16 protein-coding genes are annotated in these 18,435 nt (G+C 32.8%); all 16 read left to right on the forward strand.

The features are described 5' to 3' along the window. The first annotated feature begins 67 nt into the window (after positions 1-67). The 16 genes from BBF96_RS04865 (at position 68) to BBF96_RS04940 (ending at position 18,352) form a co-directional block, all read left to right on the forward strand. The gene (locus tag BBF96_RS04865; protein ID WP_127016107.1) at positions 68-400 is read left to right on the forward strand and encodes a hypothetical protein; all 333 of its coding nucleotides are present in this window, start codon (positions 68-70) and stop codon (positions 398-400) included. 247 nt (positions 401-647) lie between these two features. Then, positions 648-1,160 (forward strand): helix-turn-helix domain-containing protein, encoded by a 513-nt coding sequence (locus BBF96_RS04870; protein ID WP_127016108.1) that lies wholly within the window; start codon positions 648-650, stop codon positions 1,158-1,160. Between the two features lie 229 nt (positions 1,161-1,389). After that, a complete protein-coding gene (locus BBF96_RS04875; protein WP_127016109.1) occupies positions 1,390-1,716 on the forward strand; it encodes a hypothetical protein in 327 nt (108 codons plus the stop codon). 14 nt (positions 1,717-1,730) lie between these two features. Next, complete coding sequence (locus BBF96_RS04880) at positions 1,731-2,804, forward strand: M42 family metallopeptidase (RefSeq protein WP_127016110.1); 1,074 nt, start codon at positions 1,731-1,733, stop codon at positions 2,802-2,804. A gap of 136 nt (positions 2,805-2,940) precedes the next feature. Next, positions 2,941-3,474 (forward strand): CDP-diacylglycerol--glycerol-3-phosphate 3-phosphatidyltransferase, encoded by a 534-nt coding sequence (gene pgsA, locus BBF96_RS04885; RefSeq protein WP_127016111.1) that lies wholly within the window; start codon positions 2,941-2,943, stop codon positions 3,472-3,474. Positions 3,475-3,490: 16 nt separating this feature from the next. Then, positions 3,491-4,330 (forward strand): hypothetical protein, encoded by an 840-nt coding sequence (locus tag BBF96_RS04890; protein ID WP_127016112.1) that lies wholly within the window; start codon positions 3,491-3,493, stop codon positions 4,328-4,330. Between the two features lie 345 nt (positions 4,331-4,675). Further along, positions 4,676-6,595 carry a DNA methyltransferase gene (locus BBF96_RS04895; RefSeq protein WP_236777915.1) on the forward strand — a complete coding sequence of 640 codons (1,920 nt, stop codon included), beginning with the start codon at positions 4,676-4,678 and terminating at the stop codon, positions 6,593-6,595. After that, positions 6,592-7,329 (forward strand): hypothetical protein, encoded by a 738-nt coding sequence (locus tag BBF96_RS04900; RefSeq protein ID WP_127016114.1) that lies wholly within the window; start codon positions 6,592-6,594, stop codon positions 7,327-7,329. The genes BBF96_RS04895 and BBF96_RS04900 overlap by 4 nt, the downstream gene beginning before the upstream one ends. Beyond that, positions 7,329-11,261, forward strand: coding sequence for a DUF6079 family protein (locus BBF96_RS04905; protein WP_127016115.1), 3,933 nt, complete (start codon positions 7,329-7,331; stop codon positions 11,259-11,261). Before BBF96_RS04900 ends, BBF96_RS04905 begins: the two co-directional genes overlap by 1 nt. 373 nt (positions 11,262-11,634) lie before the next feature. Beyond that, complete coding sequence (locus tag BBF96_RS04910) at positions 11,635-11,958, forward strand: cupin domain-containing protein (protein WP_127016116.1); 324 nt, start codon at positions 11,635-11,637, stop codon at positions 11,956-11,958. Between the two features lie 246 nt (positions 11,959-12,204). Next, positions 12,205-12,780 carry a TetR/AcrR family transcriptional regulator gene (locus tag BBF96_RS04915; RefSeq protein ID WP_164730908.1) on the forward strand — a complete coding sequence of 192 codons (576 nt, stop codon included), beginning with the start codon at positions 12,205-12,207 and terminating at the stop codon, positions 12,778-12,780. Positions 12,781-12,890: 110 nt separating this feature from the next. Further along, positions 12,891-13,367 (forward strand): permease, encoded by a 477-nt coding sequence (locus tag BBF96_RS04920; RefSeq protein ID WP_127016118.1) that lies wholly within the window; start codon positions 12,891-12,893, stop codon positions 13,365-13,367. Further along, positions 13,367-14,092: a permease gene (locus BBF96_RS04925; protein ID WP_127016119.1), complete on the forward strand. Its 726-nt coding sequence runs from the start codon at positions 13,367-13,369 to the stop codon at positions 14,090-14,092. Before BBF96_RS04920 ends, BBF96_RS04925 begins: the two co-directional genes overlap by 1 nt. A gap of 196 nt (positions 14,093-14,288) precedes the next feature. Further along, entirely contained in the window at positions 14,289-15,407 is a 1,119-nt protein-coding gene (locus BBF96_RS04930; RefSeq protein ID WP_127016120.1) for a deoxyguanosinetriphosphate triphosphohydrolase family protein, read from the forward strand. 582 nt (positions 15,408-15,989) lie between these two features. Beyond that, positions 15,990-16,238 (forward strand): AbrB/MazE/SpoVT family DNA-binding domain-containing protein, encoded by a 249-nt coding sequence (locus BBF96_RS04935; protein WP_127016121.1) that lies wholly within the window; start codon positions 15,990-15,992, stop codon positions 16,236-16,238. 149 nt (positions 16,239-16,387) lie between these two features. Next, a complete protein-coding gene (locus BBF96_RS04940) occupies positions 16,388-18,352 on the forward strand; it encodes a methyl-accepting chemotaxis protein (RefSeq protein ID WP_127016122.1) in 1,965 nt (654 codons plus the stop codon). The last annotated feature ends 83 nt before the right edge of the window (positions 18,353-18,435 follow it).

An 18,435-nucleotide genomic window follows, 5' to 3' on the forward strand; every position in this document is an offset into this window, starting at 1 on the left:
TTTTCCACGTCCTTTGTCGAAAAAATATCTTAACTTTGCCTATATTTACCTGGGTGGTGGGAATTTTATGTTATTATTAATTCGGAAAAATATTCTTTATAGGTTTTTTACTTTTTTTCTTACTGTTCTATTATTACAATTATTACATATATGGTCTGGTTTACCATCTTATGATCTGGCTTATTTATTACTCATAACCGTACTATTAACCCTGGGTGACCAATGGGCCAGAGTTCGATTTCTCTGTTTTACATGTGCTTTATTTTTAATAGATATTTCACCAGGATTTATAGTTTTACCACTGATTTTACTACTTTTAAAAAGAAAGGATATTATATCTTTTGAGAATAAAGATAAAAGATCGTATTTCTACAAAAAAATTATTTTCAAAAAATTTTAAAAAAATTTTTTAGCAATTAAAGTATAAACGTATAATTCATACGTTATTATCGAATTGCATTAGGACTTAAGTACTAAAATTTATCAAGTTATTGTTGAATTAATGATTTTTTCTTAAGTATAATTTTAATTAATAATAAATAATTGTATTATTACAATTATAACAAAACAAAAAATATATTGAATATACAATTGACAAATTTTAGTTTGAATAATATAATCTACATTAATAGGAGGTGAATTTGGATATGGAGGTAAAATTACTGGTTGGCGAAAGATTAAGTAAAATAAGGAAAGAAAAAAAATTAACTCTAAGGGAGTTAGGGAATGCTGTAGGAGTATCTGCCAGCCATATTGGTCAAATCGAAAAGGGGGTTACAAATCCTTCAATTGATCTGTTGGCCCGAATTGCAGAATTTTTAAAAGTACATCCTTGTGACTTACTTCAGACCACTAATATCAGCATGGGGGAACGTTTGAGAAGTATTCGTAAAGAAAAGGGGATTGATTTAGAGGAACTGAGTGAAGCTACCGGGATACCTTATTTTAAATTAGGGGAAGTGGAAATTGGTAATGAACGGCTAACTAAAGATGAGTGTAAAAAGATTAGTACATATCTGGGTATCGATGAAAGTCAACTTAACTTTGATATTGAAGTAAACCTGAATCATATACGGTTTATCTGTGAGGATATTTTTCAACTGGATGACGATAGTATTCAATTGATCATGGATTATCTTACAAAAAAAATAAATTGGTGAAGCAAACTTTATAAAGTCACTTTAAAAATGTTATACCCTCTATAAATTATGTAGTGATGGATAGCCGAAGAACAAACTAATTCCATACCAAAAACAAACAGAGGGTATAATAGTTTTAAAGATTTTATTATAATTTAATTTGATTTATGCAGGATTTTTCCTTCCTTTGTGAAATAAATAATAAAATAATAAGAAATCGGAAAATTAAATATAGTTAGAAGGGGGCAATATGAAACTAATAAAATTTTTAAAAAGATTGCTAACGAAATCTAATAAAAATCGTAATATTCTTTATCTGTACTATCAATGCCATAGATGCAAACATGCTTTTAAGTTACTTTTGCGCAAATCCTATGATATACAAACTATTTATGATGATCAGTTAGATTATGCTTATTTATATCAAAAAGAATTAAGGGATCCAAAATGTTTTAATAACATCAAGTTCAGGGTATATTTTGATCGAAATTATAACATTGTAAAAGAAGAAGCTAAAGGTGGTAAATTAATTTCAGAAGAAGAATATAAAAAACTGCACCAAAAAGAAAACAAATAACGGAGGTTGATAAAATGGATGAAAGAATTAAACTTTTAAAGGAACTAACGGAAGCTTCAGGGGTTCCAGGATTTGAACATGAAGTGCGGGCGATTATAAGAAAACATATGGAGGATTTTACTTGTATAGAGGAAGATAGATTGGGTAGTATTATTTGTAAAAAAGAAGGTCCTTCTGATGGTCCAAAAGTTATGTTGAGTGCCCATATGGATGAGATTGGATTTATGGTTAAACATGTAACCGAAGAAGGTTTTATCAAATTTCAAACCCTTGGCGGTTGGTGGGAACAGGTTATGCTGGCACAGAGGGTTATAATTAAAACCAATAAAGGAGACGTTCCTGGAGTTATTGGTTCAATTCCCCCACATATTCTTGATAATGAGACCCGTAACAAAGTGGTAAAAAAAGAAAATATGTTTATCGATTGTGGGGCTAAAGATAAGGAAGAGGCTGAAAAAGTTTTTGGTATTCGGCCGGGCGATCCTATAATTCCGGTAAGCGAGTTTACTGTTATGGCTAACCCGGACTTATTTATGGCTAAAGCTTTTGATGATCGTCTGGGTTGTGCTATGTTTATTGAAGTAATGAAAGAGCTTAAAGGTACTGACCACCCAAATACCGTCTATGGTGTAGGAACTGTTCAGGAAGAGGTTGGCCTGAGGGGAGCTAAGACCAGTGTTAATAAGATCTGTCCTGATATAGCTTTTGCTCTGGAAGTTGGAATTGCCTCAGATGTACCGGGTACAAAAGATTTTGGGGTATATGAAAAACTTGGAGAAGGACCGGTAATTTTAGTCTATGATGCCAGTATGATTCCCAATCGGGGACTGAGGGATTTTGTCATTAATGTAGCAGAAGAGATGGAAATTCCATACCAATTGGATTCCTTAGCAGGTGGTGGTACAGATGCTGGTGCTATTCATATTTATAAAGAGGGTGTTCCCAGTCTGGTAATTGCAGTACCAACCCGATATATCCATACTCATGTAGGAATCATTCATCGAAAAGATTATGAAAATGCTATAAAATTGTTAAAAGAAGTGATTATGCGTTTGGATAGTGAAACGGTTGCTAAATTTACCCTATAAATGGGGGAAAAGATAATACTATAAAATAAATAAAATCAAAGGGATGTTGCAGGATTTTGGTGGGTTATAGCGAAATTATAAAAAGTAATTTACACTATATAATGTTTTATTGATGGTTATTTGGGAGGTATGATTGATGAATCTCGCGAATGCATTAACAACCAGTAGAATCCTCTTCATCCCTTTATTTTTATATTTCTTTTTTGCAGACTTCCCTAATCATTATCTATGGGCGGGGGGAATTTTTGTTTTTTCAGGGATTACTGATCTTCTTGATGGATATATTGCCAGAACACGTAATTTGACGTCTAGAGTGGGACGTTTATTAGATCCCCTTGCTGATAAATTATCAATGATTTCTGCTTTTATTTCTTTAGCAATCGTTGAAATTCTTCCATTATGGATTATAATGATAATTCTTGTCCGGGAAGTTACTATTTTATCAGGTTCTGTAGTTGTGTATTTAACCGGCCATGATATTATCTTTCCCAGCCGGTATGGAAAATGGGCTACTTTTACTTTGTATTGTACTGCTGTAACAAGTATTCTCAGTGTCCAATTTTTTAATCAATTCTTTTTAACATTGGCCATTCCTTTAACCCTGTTATCCGGAATTGATTATATTATTAAGGCATATCGTTATTTTTTTAAGAAAGCATCAATAAGATAGTTAGGAGCGTGTAGGAATGATATCAGTCTTAGTCATTTGTATGATTATATTGCTGATCCCGGGCCCAGTTGTTTGTGCTAATGATTATATAGAGGTTATGGGCCAGCGCCAGATAAGCTTTGTTCAAATTGGTGAGGGTCAATTAATGGAAATTAACCCTGCTATACGCGCCTATGAAGCAAGACAGAAAGCAACTAAAGCAGTATTTTTAAAATTTAAAAATTGGCTTGAATCACTTAAGTTTAAGGGGAAAACTTTGGCGGAGTTAATGGAAGAAGATTCTGAATTAAAGTCTATTGTAACGAAAAATTTATTTTTAAATTTCTCACTTGAAGAGAAACAATTTCCTGATGGGCGGGTAAAGATTAAACTGGTTCGCACCTGGAACGGGACAGAATTAGCCCGTGTTTTAGATCGACTGTATAGGGATCGGGCTTTTAAATCAAAAGATGAGATTTTCCCGACTCTTACTAAAGATAAAGAAAAAAAAGAAGACTTACCAGAAGAGTTTATGGGTTATACAGGCATTATCATTGATACCCGAGGATATCATGTCAAACCATCTATGGCTCCTAAGATTTTAGATAGTAATTATGAAGAAGTTTATGGTACTATAGCTGCAGATCCTGAATTTGTTATTGAAGTAGGAATAGTGGGGTATGCTTATACTTTAGAAGAAGCTAAAGCTGACAAACGGGTTGGGACTAATCCTCTTGTGATAAAAGCTATTGGAAGATCTGGGTATGCTAAAGACTATGCTATAATTTCTTTAGATAAAGCTGAGTTTATCAGGAAAATGGCACTGAACAGTACCATTTTAAATGAATGTAAAGTTATGTTTGTGATTGATGAATAAAAATATTGATTTAGACCACTAAAAAGTGGTCTTTTTTTAATGCCAGGGAATTATACAGTTGTGGATAACTTACATCCCTGATATCTATTAAAATATTATTGGCGGAAGGCTAATTTGTTCTTAACAAAATTAATTATATGATTAAACTGCAAAAAGCTAATTTTGAGCAACATAGAAATTTTTCGTTAAATCATCTTAATGAGAATATAAGTTCAAGGATGGAAAATTATACAAAGTTGATTAAAAAAAAATTGGCTTTCGACAGTGGTTGACATTATCTCTAAAGGGAATTAAAGGGAAACAGAGAATAAAATTAGATAAAAGTGAAATTTTAAGGTGAGAAATATGATAATCTGGAAACAAACTTCGTTATTTGCGGATTTAGAAGAGCAGGCTTTAGAAAAAATTATACCTTCATTAAGGCCTTTCGGAGAATTTACGCCCTACTCTCTTGTCAAAAATGGATTGAAAAAATATTCCAAAACTGGTGATTTGGTTTTAGATCCATGCTGTGGAAATGGCACTACCGGAATTGCAGCTCTTGAAATGAATAGAAAAGCTGTCTTGAGTGATATAAATCTAATTGCCACTCGAACTACCAGGAATCTTTTTAGCTTTTTCGATTATAATCGGGTTATGATTCTCTGGAGTAAAATTCGGGATGAACCTCTTAATCCTACACGTCAAGAAGAAGAGAGGTGGGAAAGATTTATAAATAGTCCAATTCCTCCATTTAAGTCTTTTAAACGGATTATTAATAAGAATATAATAGAAATAAAACAAATCTTTCATGAATATGATCTTAATGTTCTTAAAAGAATTTATCTTGGGATTTTAAGAATCAAAGATCAGTCTTCCCGGGAATTGCTTGAAATTGTTTTTCATAATACATTATTTGAAGTATCACAACTTGAAATCAGTAAAAATCGACGATCCTTTTATCTCCCCAAACATATTAAGACACGAGATCCTATTAAACTTTTTCAAAAAAAACTTAAACTGTATTTGAATTATAAAAGTTTGTTAAGAGAAAAATTAGCCCGGAATTTTGTCTGGACTCCTATAGTAAGACAAGCTTCGGTGTATAATTTGAACTTTCTTAAGGCAGAAAGTATAGATTATGTAATCCTTCATTTGCCGGGGCTTAGGGGTTATAGAGAAGGGGAAATGAGTTATTTAAGTGAATTGTTGATTGGTGAGTTTACAAATTATGATGATGAAATTTGTATAGAACTGGATTATCGCGGGCGGTATAAACTAGCCCGAAATTTAAAGAAACTTTTAAAAGAGATGGAAAGGGTTATGAAAGATAGTTCCTATTTAACTTTGATCATTACAGGTCACCATGTTCTTCTCTCATTAATAATCAAGTTAGCCCAGGATGAAGGATGGCATCTTGTTCAGGAGGGGGTAGAAATGGTAACAGGACAACAAAAGGAAAATTATCCGGTTATAAGTCTTACCTTGCAGAAGAAAAAACAAAATACCGTACTGGGTTCTTTAAATAAGATGAAAATAGAAACATTATATAATATCGAAGAAGCTATTATACGAAAAATAGATCAGTATTTATCAAAAAAAGGTACAGCCACTACCGGGGAAATTCAAAGATACTTACTTGAAAATTTCTTACATGACTGTTTGATTGAAAAATCTTTAGAGGATCTTTTGAAAGAGAATTACCTTTACTCAGGTAAATATTGGTTAAAACCTTCTTCTGGCCAGGAAGAAAAGTTATATAAAAAACGTCAACAAAAAATGGAGAAAGTTTTTGATAAGTTTGTTCGCGAAATGGTCTATTATTTTTTGCAGGAAGAGAAAAATGCATTAAGTTATCGGGAATTAATGGAACGATTTTTAAAGATAAAACCCAGAACTATCTTTCACACGCCTTATTATCGCTTATTGATGGAACAGTGTGAACGTCAACAGATTAAACTTAATATGTTAATAAAGGAATATTTTCAAAAAGAGAAAAAAGATCAATTTGAAACACTACCAATGATTTTAAGGAGAATTATTCGTGCTGACAAGATATTTGTTGAAGTTGTGAAAGGAGAATTAGTAGGACTTTCTGAATGGTCTAGGGATAATTTTTTTAAAATTTATCTGGAACTTTATGAGAAGTCCAGAAGGGAAAAGGATCAGGATTCTTTACAAAAATTTGGTAAAAAAGTACTGGAATTGTTAGATGAAATAACTTATCTTACAGAGCGTAAAAAAGAGAGAATTAGAGATTATATTATGAGGAGTGAAGGATTATGACGGCAGATGTCAGACCATTGACTCTGCCACCCTACATTCCAGAAACCATAACTTATCTGGAGAAGATAGCCAGGGGGGAACGGGTAGGTAGAGGGCGGAAGATCAATCAGATCGAAGAACTCTACGTTAAAAGTTCTAAGGAGCTTTATTACAATCTTTTAAATATAGTAAAAGCCTGGGGAGACCAGCCTGCAGTTCGCCAGATAATCTTCTTTCATTATTTACAAAAAGAACCACTACTGAAAGAAATGATTCTAGAGTGTATTTACCCCGGTTTTAAAGAAAATCGTTTTCTGTGGAAAGAGACGGAGTTGAAATTTTTCTTACAACAAAAAGGACTGACAAAGAGTGAACAAAGCCGTACTTTAAAAATCGCAGAGAAAGCTTTACGTGAGGTAAAGATGTTTATGGTCAATAGAAAGGAAAAGTTTTTAGAATATCAACGACCTGCAGTAGAAGCTGTTGCCTATGCTTTATATGCTGAATATTCTGAAGGTTTTGAAGCGGGTAAACGGTTTTCTCTTAAAAATCCACCTCTAGAGCAGATTCTTAAATATGCAGCTTTTCCAGCTTATTTTCTTCTGGATCCAAAGACTGTACCATTAATACTGGAAGCTTGCCGGATAAAAAACTATATAAGTCTTGAATCGCGTGGCGGACTTTGCCAATATGCTCTGATTTATCAGGATTTGACCGAGTTGGTTGAATATATGATTCAGGGAGGTCATAAATAATGTTGATTAGAGATTTGGTTCCATTACCAGAACGCCCGGAAACAGTAATCACTATGGATTTGGCAATTGAAAAAAAACGCCGTGAAACTATTAAGAGTTATGTAGTTACCAGAAATGTGGAACATCTTTTAAACCGGGTTTTAAGTCATATAGTCAGTAATAAAGGTCAGGGATTTTGGGTTTTGGGAAGTTATGGAGCCGGTAAATCCCATTTTATGTCTTATTTAACCCTCCTCTTACAGAATAATGAAAATTGTTGGATTGGTTTAAGTTCAAACCTGAGAAGTAAATTCCAGCAAGCATTAAAAAAGAAAAAAATTCTTACAGTGAATTTTACTTTGACTGAAGTTAATGATTTAAAGGTTAAATTTTTCCAGTCCGTTGAAGAAGCCTTTAATAAGAATGGCATTTCTTTTAATATCAAAGATGACCATAGAATTGTAAGCAATTTTGTTGAAAAAAATTGGCAGGCTCTACGTCCAGAGGATTTTTATGATTTTCTTAAAACGAAAGAGAATTTAACTCAAAAAGAATGGGAGAAAATTCTTACAGATAAGCCCGATAAAGCTGCAAGAATAATCATTGCCTATCTTCAAAAGATGGGATTTTATTCATCAAAAGAATACCGCGAAATTATTTATCCTGATATTAAAGATGGGCTGACAAAGATAGCTGAAGAAGTAAAAAAACATTTTGATGGATTGATGATATTTGTTGATGAACTATCCCATTATTTAATTAAACGCCAAAATAAAGGATACTTAGCAGAAGATCTAGAGGTTTTACAATCGCTTGGTCAACGTATTAAAGATGAGCCTATCTGGTTTATGGCAGCAGCCCAGGAAAATCCAGGCCAGATCTTTGAACAGGATCAATATCTGAATCAGGAAGAAGAAAAGGTTCAAGATCGTTTTGTCCAGTTGGTTCTTTCCAGAATCAATATTGAAGAGATTTTAGAAAAGCGAATTGCAGTTAAAAACAGAGAAGCAGAAAAAAAGATCAAAGAACTTTATCATGATTTTGAAGATGAATTTCCCGATTTATTAAAACATGTTACAGAAGATGAATTTGTCCGGTTATATCCGTTCCATAAATGTTTTGTAGATTGTTTAATGAGATTAGCTGAGTATGCTTCCCGTGACCGGACAGTAGTGGAAGAATTATGGTTAACTCTGGCTAAAGTTCAGGACCGGGCCATGACAGAACTGGTAACTGCTGATCAATTATTTGATATTTTTGCTGAAACATTGCTCAAGCCCCGTTTTCGGGAGTATTATGATATTTATTATGATACATTTAAACCGATCATTGACGCAGCCGATTATCCCCTCAACCAGAGACTTTCGCGGAAATTGGTTAAAGTGCTTATTATTTTAAAGATTTGCAAACAAAATGGAAAAACCCCTCGAGAGTTAGCTCATATTTTGATGGAAGGAATGGGGCTTGGAGTTGCAACCAATTTAGCCTATGAAGAAATAGCAGAGATATTAGAAGAACTTTTGATCCGTGGAAAAGGAAAACATATTCGATTTAGCAAAGCAGATGATCCATTAGAGAGAGTTTATGACATAGATCCATCTGAGAGTGGTTTTTCCATAGAACACGAAATCCAGAGTACCGTTGAAACTATTTCTGATCAGGATCTAGCAAGATTGATAAATGAGTTGTTGAATAACCATAAAGATCTCTTTGAAAGTCAGCCTATAGAGTGGAATCAGATCAGACCTATTGAAATAATCTGGCGTAATACAGTTCGGACAGGTAAGATGATCTTAAAAGATATTAATCAGTTAGATCAATTAGAACCTTTAGACCCTGCCAGAGATGATCTTGATTTTGAATTAATAGTAGGGTTCCCTCATTATAATCAGAGAATTGCTTTAGAAGAAAAACTGCAAAATATATGGAATGATGATCCCAGACATCTCATCTGGTTACCTTCAGATCTGGATAGTTTTAGTTTTAATCAGTTAAAAAGATATGCTGCAGTTAAATATTTACTGGATGATAAGTATAACCACCCGGAAACGGAAGAAGAGTTGCAGAAAAGTGCTCAATTAATGGCTGAAATTGATGATTTACAGAAAAAAGCACAATTAATTATTCAAAATGCCTACTTTCAGGGATCTATATTTAACTGCCAACGTGAATATGTGCCTTTAACTCCATTCCGCTGTCTAGAAGAACTGTTAACTGAAATTGTTAAAGAAATCTTTGATCAGGTTTATGCTGAACACCCGGATTTTGGCAAAAAAATTTCCCGCTTTCAGACAAATAAACTAATTCGTGAATTTATTATTCCAGGTCATACCCGTCTTACTTTAAATGAAATTAAGACCCTGGCAAAGCCCTTGCATCTAGTAGAAGAGCGAAATGGTGAAGCGTATTTAAATTCTCTTTCTCCATATATTAACGAAATTTTAAAACTCCTTGAAGATGGTGAAAAACATTCAGTGATGGACGAAATTTATCCAGCCTTAAGACAGGTACCATATGGCATTCAGGAACATATCTTTGAAGTGCTGATGGCAACAATGATCATTAAAGGTGAATGTCGTGGCCGGGATAAGGCTGGTGGGCTGATTACTGGTGAAAATCTTGATCTAGAAAATATAGGTTCTGGTGATAAAGCTCTTATAAACAGGATTTACTATTTGGAGAAAGGGGATCTGATTGGATCAGATCTCTGGCCAGAATATGTAGAACTTCTACAGATATTGATTCCCGAAATTAGCTCTGAAAGATCCATTATTAATCAGGATAAAATGTGGAATCAGGTTCTCAATTTACAAAGTGAACTGGTCGATGAAGTAGAACAGGGAATTAAAGTCATTACCCAATTCTGTCATTTAATTAATCAAGAAGATAAGCTAAGAGATGTTATAAAACCTCTTCTTAAATTTCACCATTTCCTGGATGATGATTTCTATCATAAGGATTATCAATCCCATCAGGGTTTAACACGCTTATTGAGATCAGTTATTGAGATATTTGGTAGTATTGAGAACTTCCGAAAAGAGTATATACAGATTAAAAAGATTCTGCATTTTGTTAACCGACGCAAAGATCAAGAATTGGTAAAATACTATAATTATATTAATAGTATTAATTTACCACTTAGAGGATATGAAAATCTAAAGATCGGTTTATTGACAATTCGTAATAAATTTACGCATTTAAGTCGTCTTATCATTGATAAAGAGGCTTATTTAAGTTTAATTACTGATTTACGGAATATTAAAAGGAGATATATTTTTACATATTTAGAAGAACATTTCCGCTTCCATGAAGAAGTAGCAAATTTTAATGCTCAACTTAAAGGACTTAAGGAATATCGAACATTGGAATTACTTGATAGTATTAAAGCTATTAAGGTTGCATATAATCTTAAACCGATTAAACGCTACATAGATAATTTTTTCCCTGCCAGATGTACTGTTTCAAAACTAGCTGAGCTTTTAGAGGAAAAACCAGATTGTGATTGTGGTTTTAAATTGGGTGTTCACTTTAGTACTCCTCCATTAGATAAGATCACTCCAATGTTGAAAAAAGGAATTAGGGAATACATCGTGCAGTTCCAGACTACAAGAAGATTTAGAGATTATCTGGAAAATTATTTAAAGAAACATCCAGAAAGCCAGATTCGCGAACTTCTTTCGGTTGATGTTAATGATTTGCTTCGAATCATAGAATTAATTACTCCTGAGGTAATAAAGGAGATTAATGAAGCCCTTGAGAGTACTTATCCAATTACTATTTCCAGTGAGGAGATTGCCGCAGCTCTTGTAGGTTCTTATCCTGCTACTGATCTAAGAGATTTAACCAATCACTTTGAGAAAATATTGAAAGGTATACTTGAGAACAGGCTGGCTGATTCACCTGAAAAGAATCTAGAAAAGATTGTATTACTGATAGAAGCAGGTGAAAAATAAAATGATTAAATTGCAAAAAGCTAATTTTGAGCGACATAGAAATTTTTCGTTAAACCATCTTAGTGAGATTTCAGTCGAACTTTAGATGGTTCGAAAAATTTCTTTTGAAGCGAAAAATTAGCTTTTTGCATTTTAATAATAAAATAAGTTTAGCGGTCAACCTTATCTTATTTAAGACTGAAGCAGTTATTTTAGCTTCAGTTTTTTGATACAGAGGAAATATAACTTTTATCCCTGGTATCAACAAATTTTTCTTATATTATAACGAAGGCCAATTTATTCTAATGACTTTTTTAATATAAATGTGATAAATATCAATGATCTGAAATTAAATCTCGTGTATAGTGAAATCAGAAAAAGGGGGGATAGTAATATGGAAGTTATTTGCTTAAACGAAATTGAAAAAACTGTTTCAAAAAAAAGTGTTCAGGTCAAACAAGTAATTAATCGGCGGGAAGTGGCAGTAATTAATGTCATATTACAGCCGGGTGAAGTTTTACCTATTCATGTAACACCGGTAGATGTTTTTTTCTATGTTCATCAAGGAAAAGGAACTATTATTGTAGGTGAAGAAAAGCAGGTAGTAAAGCAGGGTGAAATAGTACTCGGTCCAAAAAATATACCCCATGGATTAATTGCATCTAAAGATACAGAATTTAGTGTACTGGTTGTAAAAACTCCAAACCCTAAAGCATAAAAATTAATTTATTTTAAAAAACTGTTGACAAATTGTGGTAAGTAAATTATAATAAAAATGAGTGAACTGTCATTCATTTTGTCTTTTCAGAACCCGTTCTGGCAAGCTTTAGATGGGTTTTTAAACAAAATCCTGTTAAGAATATTTAATTGTTTAAACTTAATAGACAAATAATATTAGTTTGGACTTTTAAATGAATGACTGTTCACTCATAATTTTACGATTCATCAATCGGAGATGATAGAGATGAAGGAAGATAAAAGAGAAAGGATTAGACAAGCGTCTATAAAAGTAATCTCTAAAAAAGGATTCTATAATACCCGTGCTGATCAGATTGCTGAAGAAGCAGGAGTAGCAGTGGGAACGATCTATAATTATTTCTCTAACAAAGAAGAAATTTTAGAGTATATCTTTGAAGTTGAACTAAAAAAACGTCTTGCGTTTTTGGAAGAATTAGAAAATAAAGAAGGACATGTTCTGGATAAGATACATTTGTTTTTGCAAAAACATTTTAATGAAATTATTAAAGATCCCAAAGTAGGTGAAATCCTGGTTAAGGAAAAACAATTTCCACACCGTAATAATTTAAATGCCATTCTGGGTTATTTGAAACTAATTCCAGAAAAATTAACTTTACTCTTAGAAAATGGAGCTAAAAAAGGTCAGATTCGCAAATGTAATTATAAATTAATAGGTTCTAGTCTTTTTGGAGCTATTCAGGGAGTAGTCGAAGTAGCTATCCAAAATAATGAACTTGCTATTTTAAATGAAGCTGCAGATGAATTGACTGATCTATTCTTTAATGGCTTAAAGATAAAATAGTTTTTAGAATGACTATTTAAGGTAAAGTTTTTTTTTTCATTATGATTGAATCTTCATTCAATATGCAAATTTATATCAGATAAAGATAAACCACAAAAGGAGTGTTTTCTATGAATACTTTAATCTTGATTGGTCTGTCTATAGCAGCACTATTTTGGTCTTTGAAAAAGGATAAAGAAAAGACGAAAGAAAGTATCATGTTAGCAAAAAATTTATTTATAAATATTTTTGTAGAAATTTTTGCTCTTATGGCCCTTGTTGCACTATTTCTGGCATGGATACCTAATTCAGTGATTAAAAGCCTATTAGGCAATCCCAATGAGTTATTAAGCGCCATCTATGGTGCTATAATTGGTACAGTTACAATTATACCGGCTTTTGTAGCATTCCCTCTTGCAGGTTCATTGTTAAAAAATGGAGCAAATCTTGTAGCAATAGCCGCCTTTATAACAACTCTTACCATGGTAGGATTTGCAACAATGCCAATTGAAATAAAATATTTTGGAAAAAAGTTTACTTTCATTCGCAATGGAATTAGTATTATAGCAGCCTTATTAATTGCTGCAGGAATTGGGGTGATATTATAATGATCAATACAGCTAAATTAAAAAAGTATAGGCTTCAGATTCTAACAATCTTTTTGTATGCAATAACATTTGTATATAATACTGAAATATTTGAGAGGGCATTAAAAACTACTGGTGGGTATTTAAAAGAAATGGTTCAAATATTGCCTGCTGTATTTATTTTATCTGCATTAATAACAACCTGGGTACCTAAAGAGGTGATTATAAGAAATTTTGGAAAAGATTCAGGTTTAAAGGGTAAGCTATTATCTATTTTTATCGGTTCAGTATCAGCAGGACCTATATATGCAGCTTTCCCCCTGGCCCATTCATTATTGATGAAAGAAGCTAGTCTCTCTAATGTTGTCATAATAATAAGTTCATGGGCAGTAATAAAAATACCAATGCTTATTGTTGAGACCAAATTTTTAGGATTTGGTTTTGCTGGAAGCAGGTTAATATTGACAATTCCAGCTGTTCTGTTAATTGGATATTTTACTGAAAAATTAATGTTTAAGGAAAAATTAATAATAAATAATACTTATATGGATAGTAATTATCAATTAATAGAGAATATTAATAACGTTTTACCACAATATAACTGCCGTAGATGTGGTTTTGAAAGCTGTAGAAAATATGCTGAAAATATTGTTGAAAACAATACAAGACCTGATAAATGTAAACTGGGTGGTAAAAGAACAACAGCCCAAATTAAAAAATTATTATCACAAGAAGATGATTTATAGATAGTTATAATCTAAATAAAAAAAAACTTCCTGTTATTAGGCAGGAAGTTTTTTTATTGCTTCCATAACACTGATAATAATCAGAATTTTAAAATTGATTTGTAAATCAATCTTTTTCTATGGTATAATAAGATGAGATTACCAGTTTAAAGAAGTCCAATTGGAATATTGAAGATTTTAGAGAGGAGGAATAATAATGTCTGAAAACAGGTTTAAAAATCCATTACCTGAAGAAATATATTTATCCCGGGAATATCAACGGAAAGAAGATATTCGTGGACCATATTTTAGAGATCAAACCGCCATTATTCACTCACTTCCTTTTAGGCGTTTAAAACATAAAACTCAATTTTTCTTTGCACCGGAAAATGATCATATCTGTACCCGGATCGAGCATGTTCTACATGTAGCTTCAATTGCTGCTACCATTTGTAAGGGGCTGGGACTTAACACCGATCTGGCCCAGGCAATTGCTCTAGGACATGACCTGGGTCATGCACCATTTGGGCATACGGGGGAAGAAGTTCTAAACGAGATTAGTAAAGAACATGGATTTATACATGAACTTCACAGTCTAAGAGTTGTGGATGTACTGGCCCGTGATGGTCAAGGACTTGATTTAACTTATGCTGTTAGGGATGGTATCATATCACATTGTGGTGAACGATTTGAACAGTGGATTGAACCAACAAAGGAGCAGAAAGATTTATCTAAAATAAAAAATCGTGCAACTTACCCAACTACATATGAAGGTTGTGTTGTCCGTGTTGCTGATAAGATTTCTTATCTAGGCCGGGACTTAGAAGATGCAATTAGAGCTGGTTTAGTGGATATAAAGGATTTGCCTCCTAGAATTATTAAGGACCTGGGTCGGACTAATGGAGAAATGATAGATGTCATGGTTCATGATGTTATAAAATGGTCAAATGCTAATGGCAAGATAGGTTTTTCACAAAAAGTCCATTCTTTAATGGTAGAATTGAAAGAATTTAACTATAAGAATATCTATTTTCATCCAAAGCTACTTCATTACGCAAAATACTGCCGTCGAATTATTCGATTACTCTATGAACAGCTTGAAAAGACTTTCTTAAGTTATGGCCTTAACTTTAATAGGTATAAAGAAAGCGAATTTACACTAGAAAGAAAATTTGGTAAATATCTTGAAGATATGCAAACTGTCTATGAGAGAGAAGGCTGGCCAATTCAGCAGATTCTTTATGATTATATTGCGGGAATGACAGATCAATATGCAATTAAAATGGTACGTGAGTTCTTTATTCCAAAGCCCATTGATTCATTTAACAGTAATTAATTTAAAGGTTAAACTGCAAAAAGCTAATTTTTCGTTTCTTGAGAAATTTTTTCGAACCATCTAAAGCTCGATTTCCGCCGAAATAAGGCTTCCTAATCAAAGGGCCCTCCTGGCCCTTGATTAGCTCATCACTTCCTGTGATGAGGCCTTATTTCGTCGGAAATCTCGCTAAGATGGTTTAGCGAAAAATTTCTATATCGTTCAAAATTAGCTTTTTGCCGTTTAATCATTTAAAATAATTCTTGATACAGACCATCTATTATAGTAGAATATATTTATGAATGATCTTACTGCAAAAAGCTAATTTTTCGTTTAAAAAGAAGTTTTTCGAACCAGCTATAGTTCGACTGAAATCTCACTGAGGTAGTTTAACGAAAAATTTCTATATCGCTCAAAATTAGTTTTTGCAGTTTAATCATGAATTGGAATTAATCCAAATTTATATTTTTTAATCCTTAAAAATTAGCCTTAAAACAAAAAAAATAAAAAATTTTTTGTTTAAAACGTAATTTTCTGCAGGAGATTTAGGATTTATGGATAATTAATATTTATATAACTTAAAAAGCAAAAGGAGTGAATAAATTGAAAGCAACAGGTGTTGTTAGACAAGTTGATGAATTAGGGCGTGTTGTACTTCCTATCGAATTGAGAAGGGTATTACGTATTGCTGAAAAAGACCCATTGGAAATTTTTGTAGATGATGATCAGATTATTTTAAAGAAATATCAACCTGGCTGCATTTTCTGTGGAAGCGCCGGTGATACAACTAAAATTAAAAATAAAATTGTTTGTAGAAACTGTATTAAAGAATTATTAGAAATGGTTGGTTAACCCCTGAATTTTTCAGGGGTCTTTTTTTTTTTAGACTAATGTATAATCTTCATAAGATTTTCGATATTAGCAAAAAAAACATGATCTAAAAAGAGGAAATAACTTATTTATGTAGAAAGTATAGAAAAAAAGAATAGGAGGAGGAAATCGTGAGCCTCAAAAATAAATTTTTAATTGTTGTATTACTCTCATTAATAATCCCAATTACTATCATTAGTGGATTTATTAATTTTAAAATGTCCCGAGTTTTAGAAAATAATGTGAACCAAATCAATCAGTATTTATTGGATAAGATTTATAACCAGTTAAAGAATGAGCTGGATGATTTAAATAAAACTTTACGACAGGTCATTGAAGGTAATACTATTGGTTTCTATCTGTTGGGTTCAATGAACATATTTCAACAAAAGATGGATTCACTTTTTACAGAATTTCCAATGATTCGTCGGGTTTACATTATACCTACCGGTGTTGGGGCGTCTCTCGCTCAACCTTATGAATATCCAGAATTGCCAAAAGAGTTTGACCAAAGACCGATCTGGGAAGAAAAATGGATAGATCGTCCATTAGAGGAATTAATGGTTTGGGATGGTCCATACCAGTCACCTGACGGGCATATCTCTTTAATCTTTCCGGGGGCAGCTTACTCTTTAGGTAAAAAATCTTTTGGTTTGGTCTTTTTTGAAGTTAGTGTAGAGGCCCTTAAGGCTAAAATTGCAGGAGATTTGGAATCACAGAAAAAAGAACTTTATTTTATTTCAAAAAGTGGTATGGACTACTTAACCGGAAAGAATTTTTCCAAAGAAATCTTTTTTTCAGAAATGACTACTGACGAAACCAAAAGTATGTCGGTTACCATTGATGGGCGAAAATATTTGGCCTTCTTTAAGCCAATTCCAATTCTGGATAGTTATTTATTGTTGTTGGAGGAACATAAAACAGCTTTCGCTTCTAAACGGGAAGTAAGTAAATTTATTCTGTTTATAAGTATTTGTGCATTTTTGACTGCACTAGTTTTAATTACCGCATTTGTTCAAAGAATGTTGATCAAACCACTGGAAATATTACGGTCTGCAGCTTTTAGTGTGGCTTCTGGAGATTTAACTGTTTATACTAAATTAAGTGGAAAAGATGAGATGGCTCAACTTGCAGATAGTTTTAACCAGATGACGGATAGTCTAAAAGAAGTGATATCTTTACTGATAAATTCGAGTCAAGAGGTGCGCAATGTAAGTAGGAAGTTATACAGTTCGTTTCAAGAAATAGCTGCTTCTAATAGTCAAAATAATAAAATTATCAATGATCTAGCACAAATTGCTGAAAATCAATCTATCAAACTAACCGAATCTTCCAGGTTGACCAGCAATATTTTTGGATCAATCAAAGAATTTGCCGGTAAAATGGGAGAAGTTAAAGATAATTCTACGCGGGTATTAGATAACGCTAGAAAAGGTCAGAATGGAATTCATGAAGCTGTACAGACGATTACCGATTTAAATGAAAATATCCAGAAAATTATTTACAACATGGAAGATTTAAAATCTAAATCCCGTGAAATTAATGAGATTACTGATCTGATTACTCAATTTACGGAGCAGACAAATCTGTTGGCTTTAAATGCTTCTATTGAAGCTGCCCGAGATGGCCAATCTGGAATGGGGTTTGCTGTAGTTGCTCAGGAGATTCGTAATCTGGCTGAAGAGTCACGAACAGCAACTGAGCGAATCAGTCAGATTATTCAACAGGTACAGACTATGGTAGATCAGGTTGGCAAAGAAGTCGAAGCACAGGCAAATGAATTTAACCAAAGTGTAAACTTTGTAGAGATTGCTGGAAAAACTTTTGGTCAGATCGTCGATGATATTCTGGCGGTAGATAAAATGCTTGAAGAAATGAACCAACATATTGCCAGCATCACTGAAGCTAGTGAAGCTATTGATCATAATATCTCTGATGTTGCAGCTCAGGCTCAGGAGTCAGCTGCCAGTGCTGAGGAGATTGCTGCCAGTTCAGAAGAGAATGAGAAGATGATGGAACGATTAAATAATCTGGTTACCCATTTACAGGAACTTTCTATAAAATTAGGAAAATTTAAAGACAGATTTAAAATTTAAATAATATAATATGATTACAGAAAAATTAGTTGAGAGATAAAGGTTTATTATTAAAGATTAAGAAGTGGATGTATAATTAAAAG

Origin of the sequence: Anoxybacter fermentans (assembly GCF_003991135.1) — a bacterium.
Lineage (GTDB): Bacteria > Bacillota > Halanaerobiia > DY22613 > DY22613 > Anoxybacter > Anoxybacter fermentans.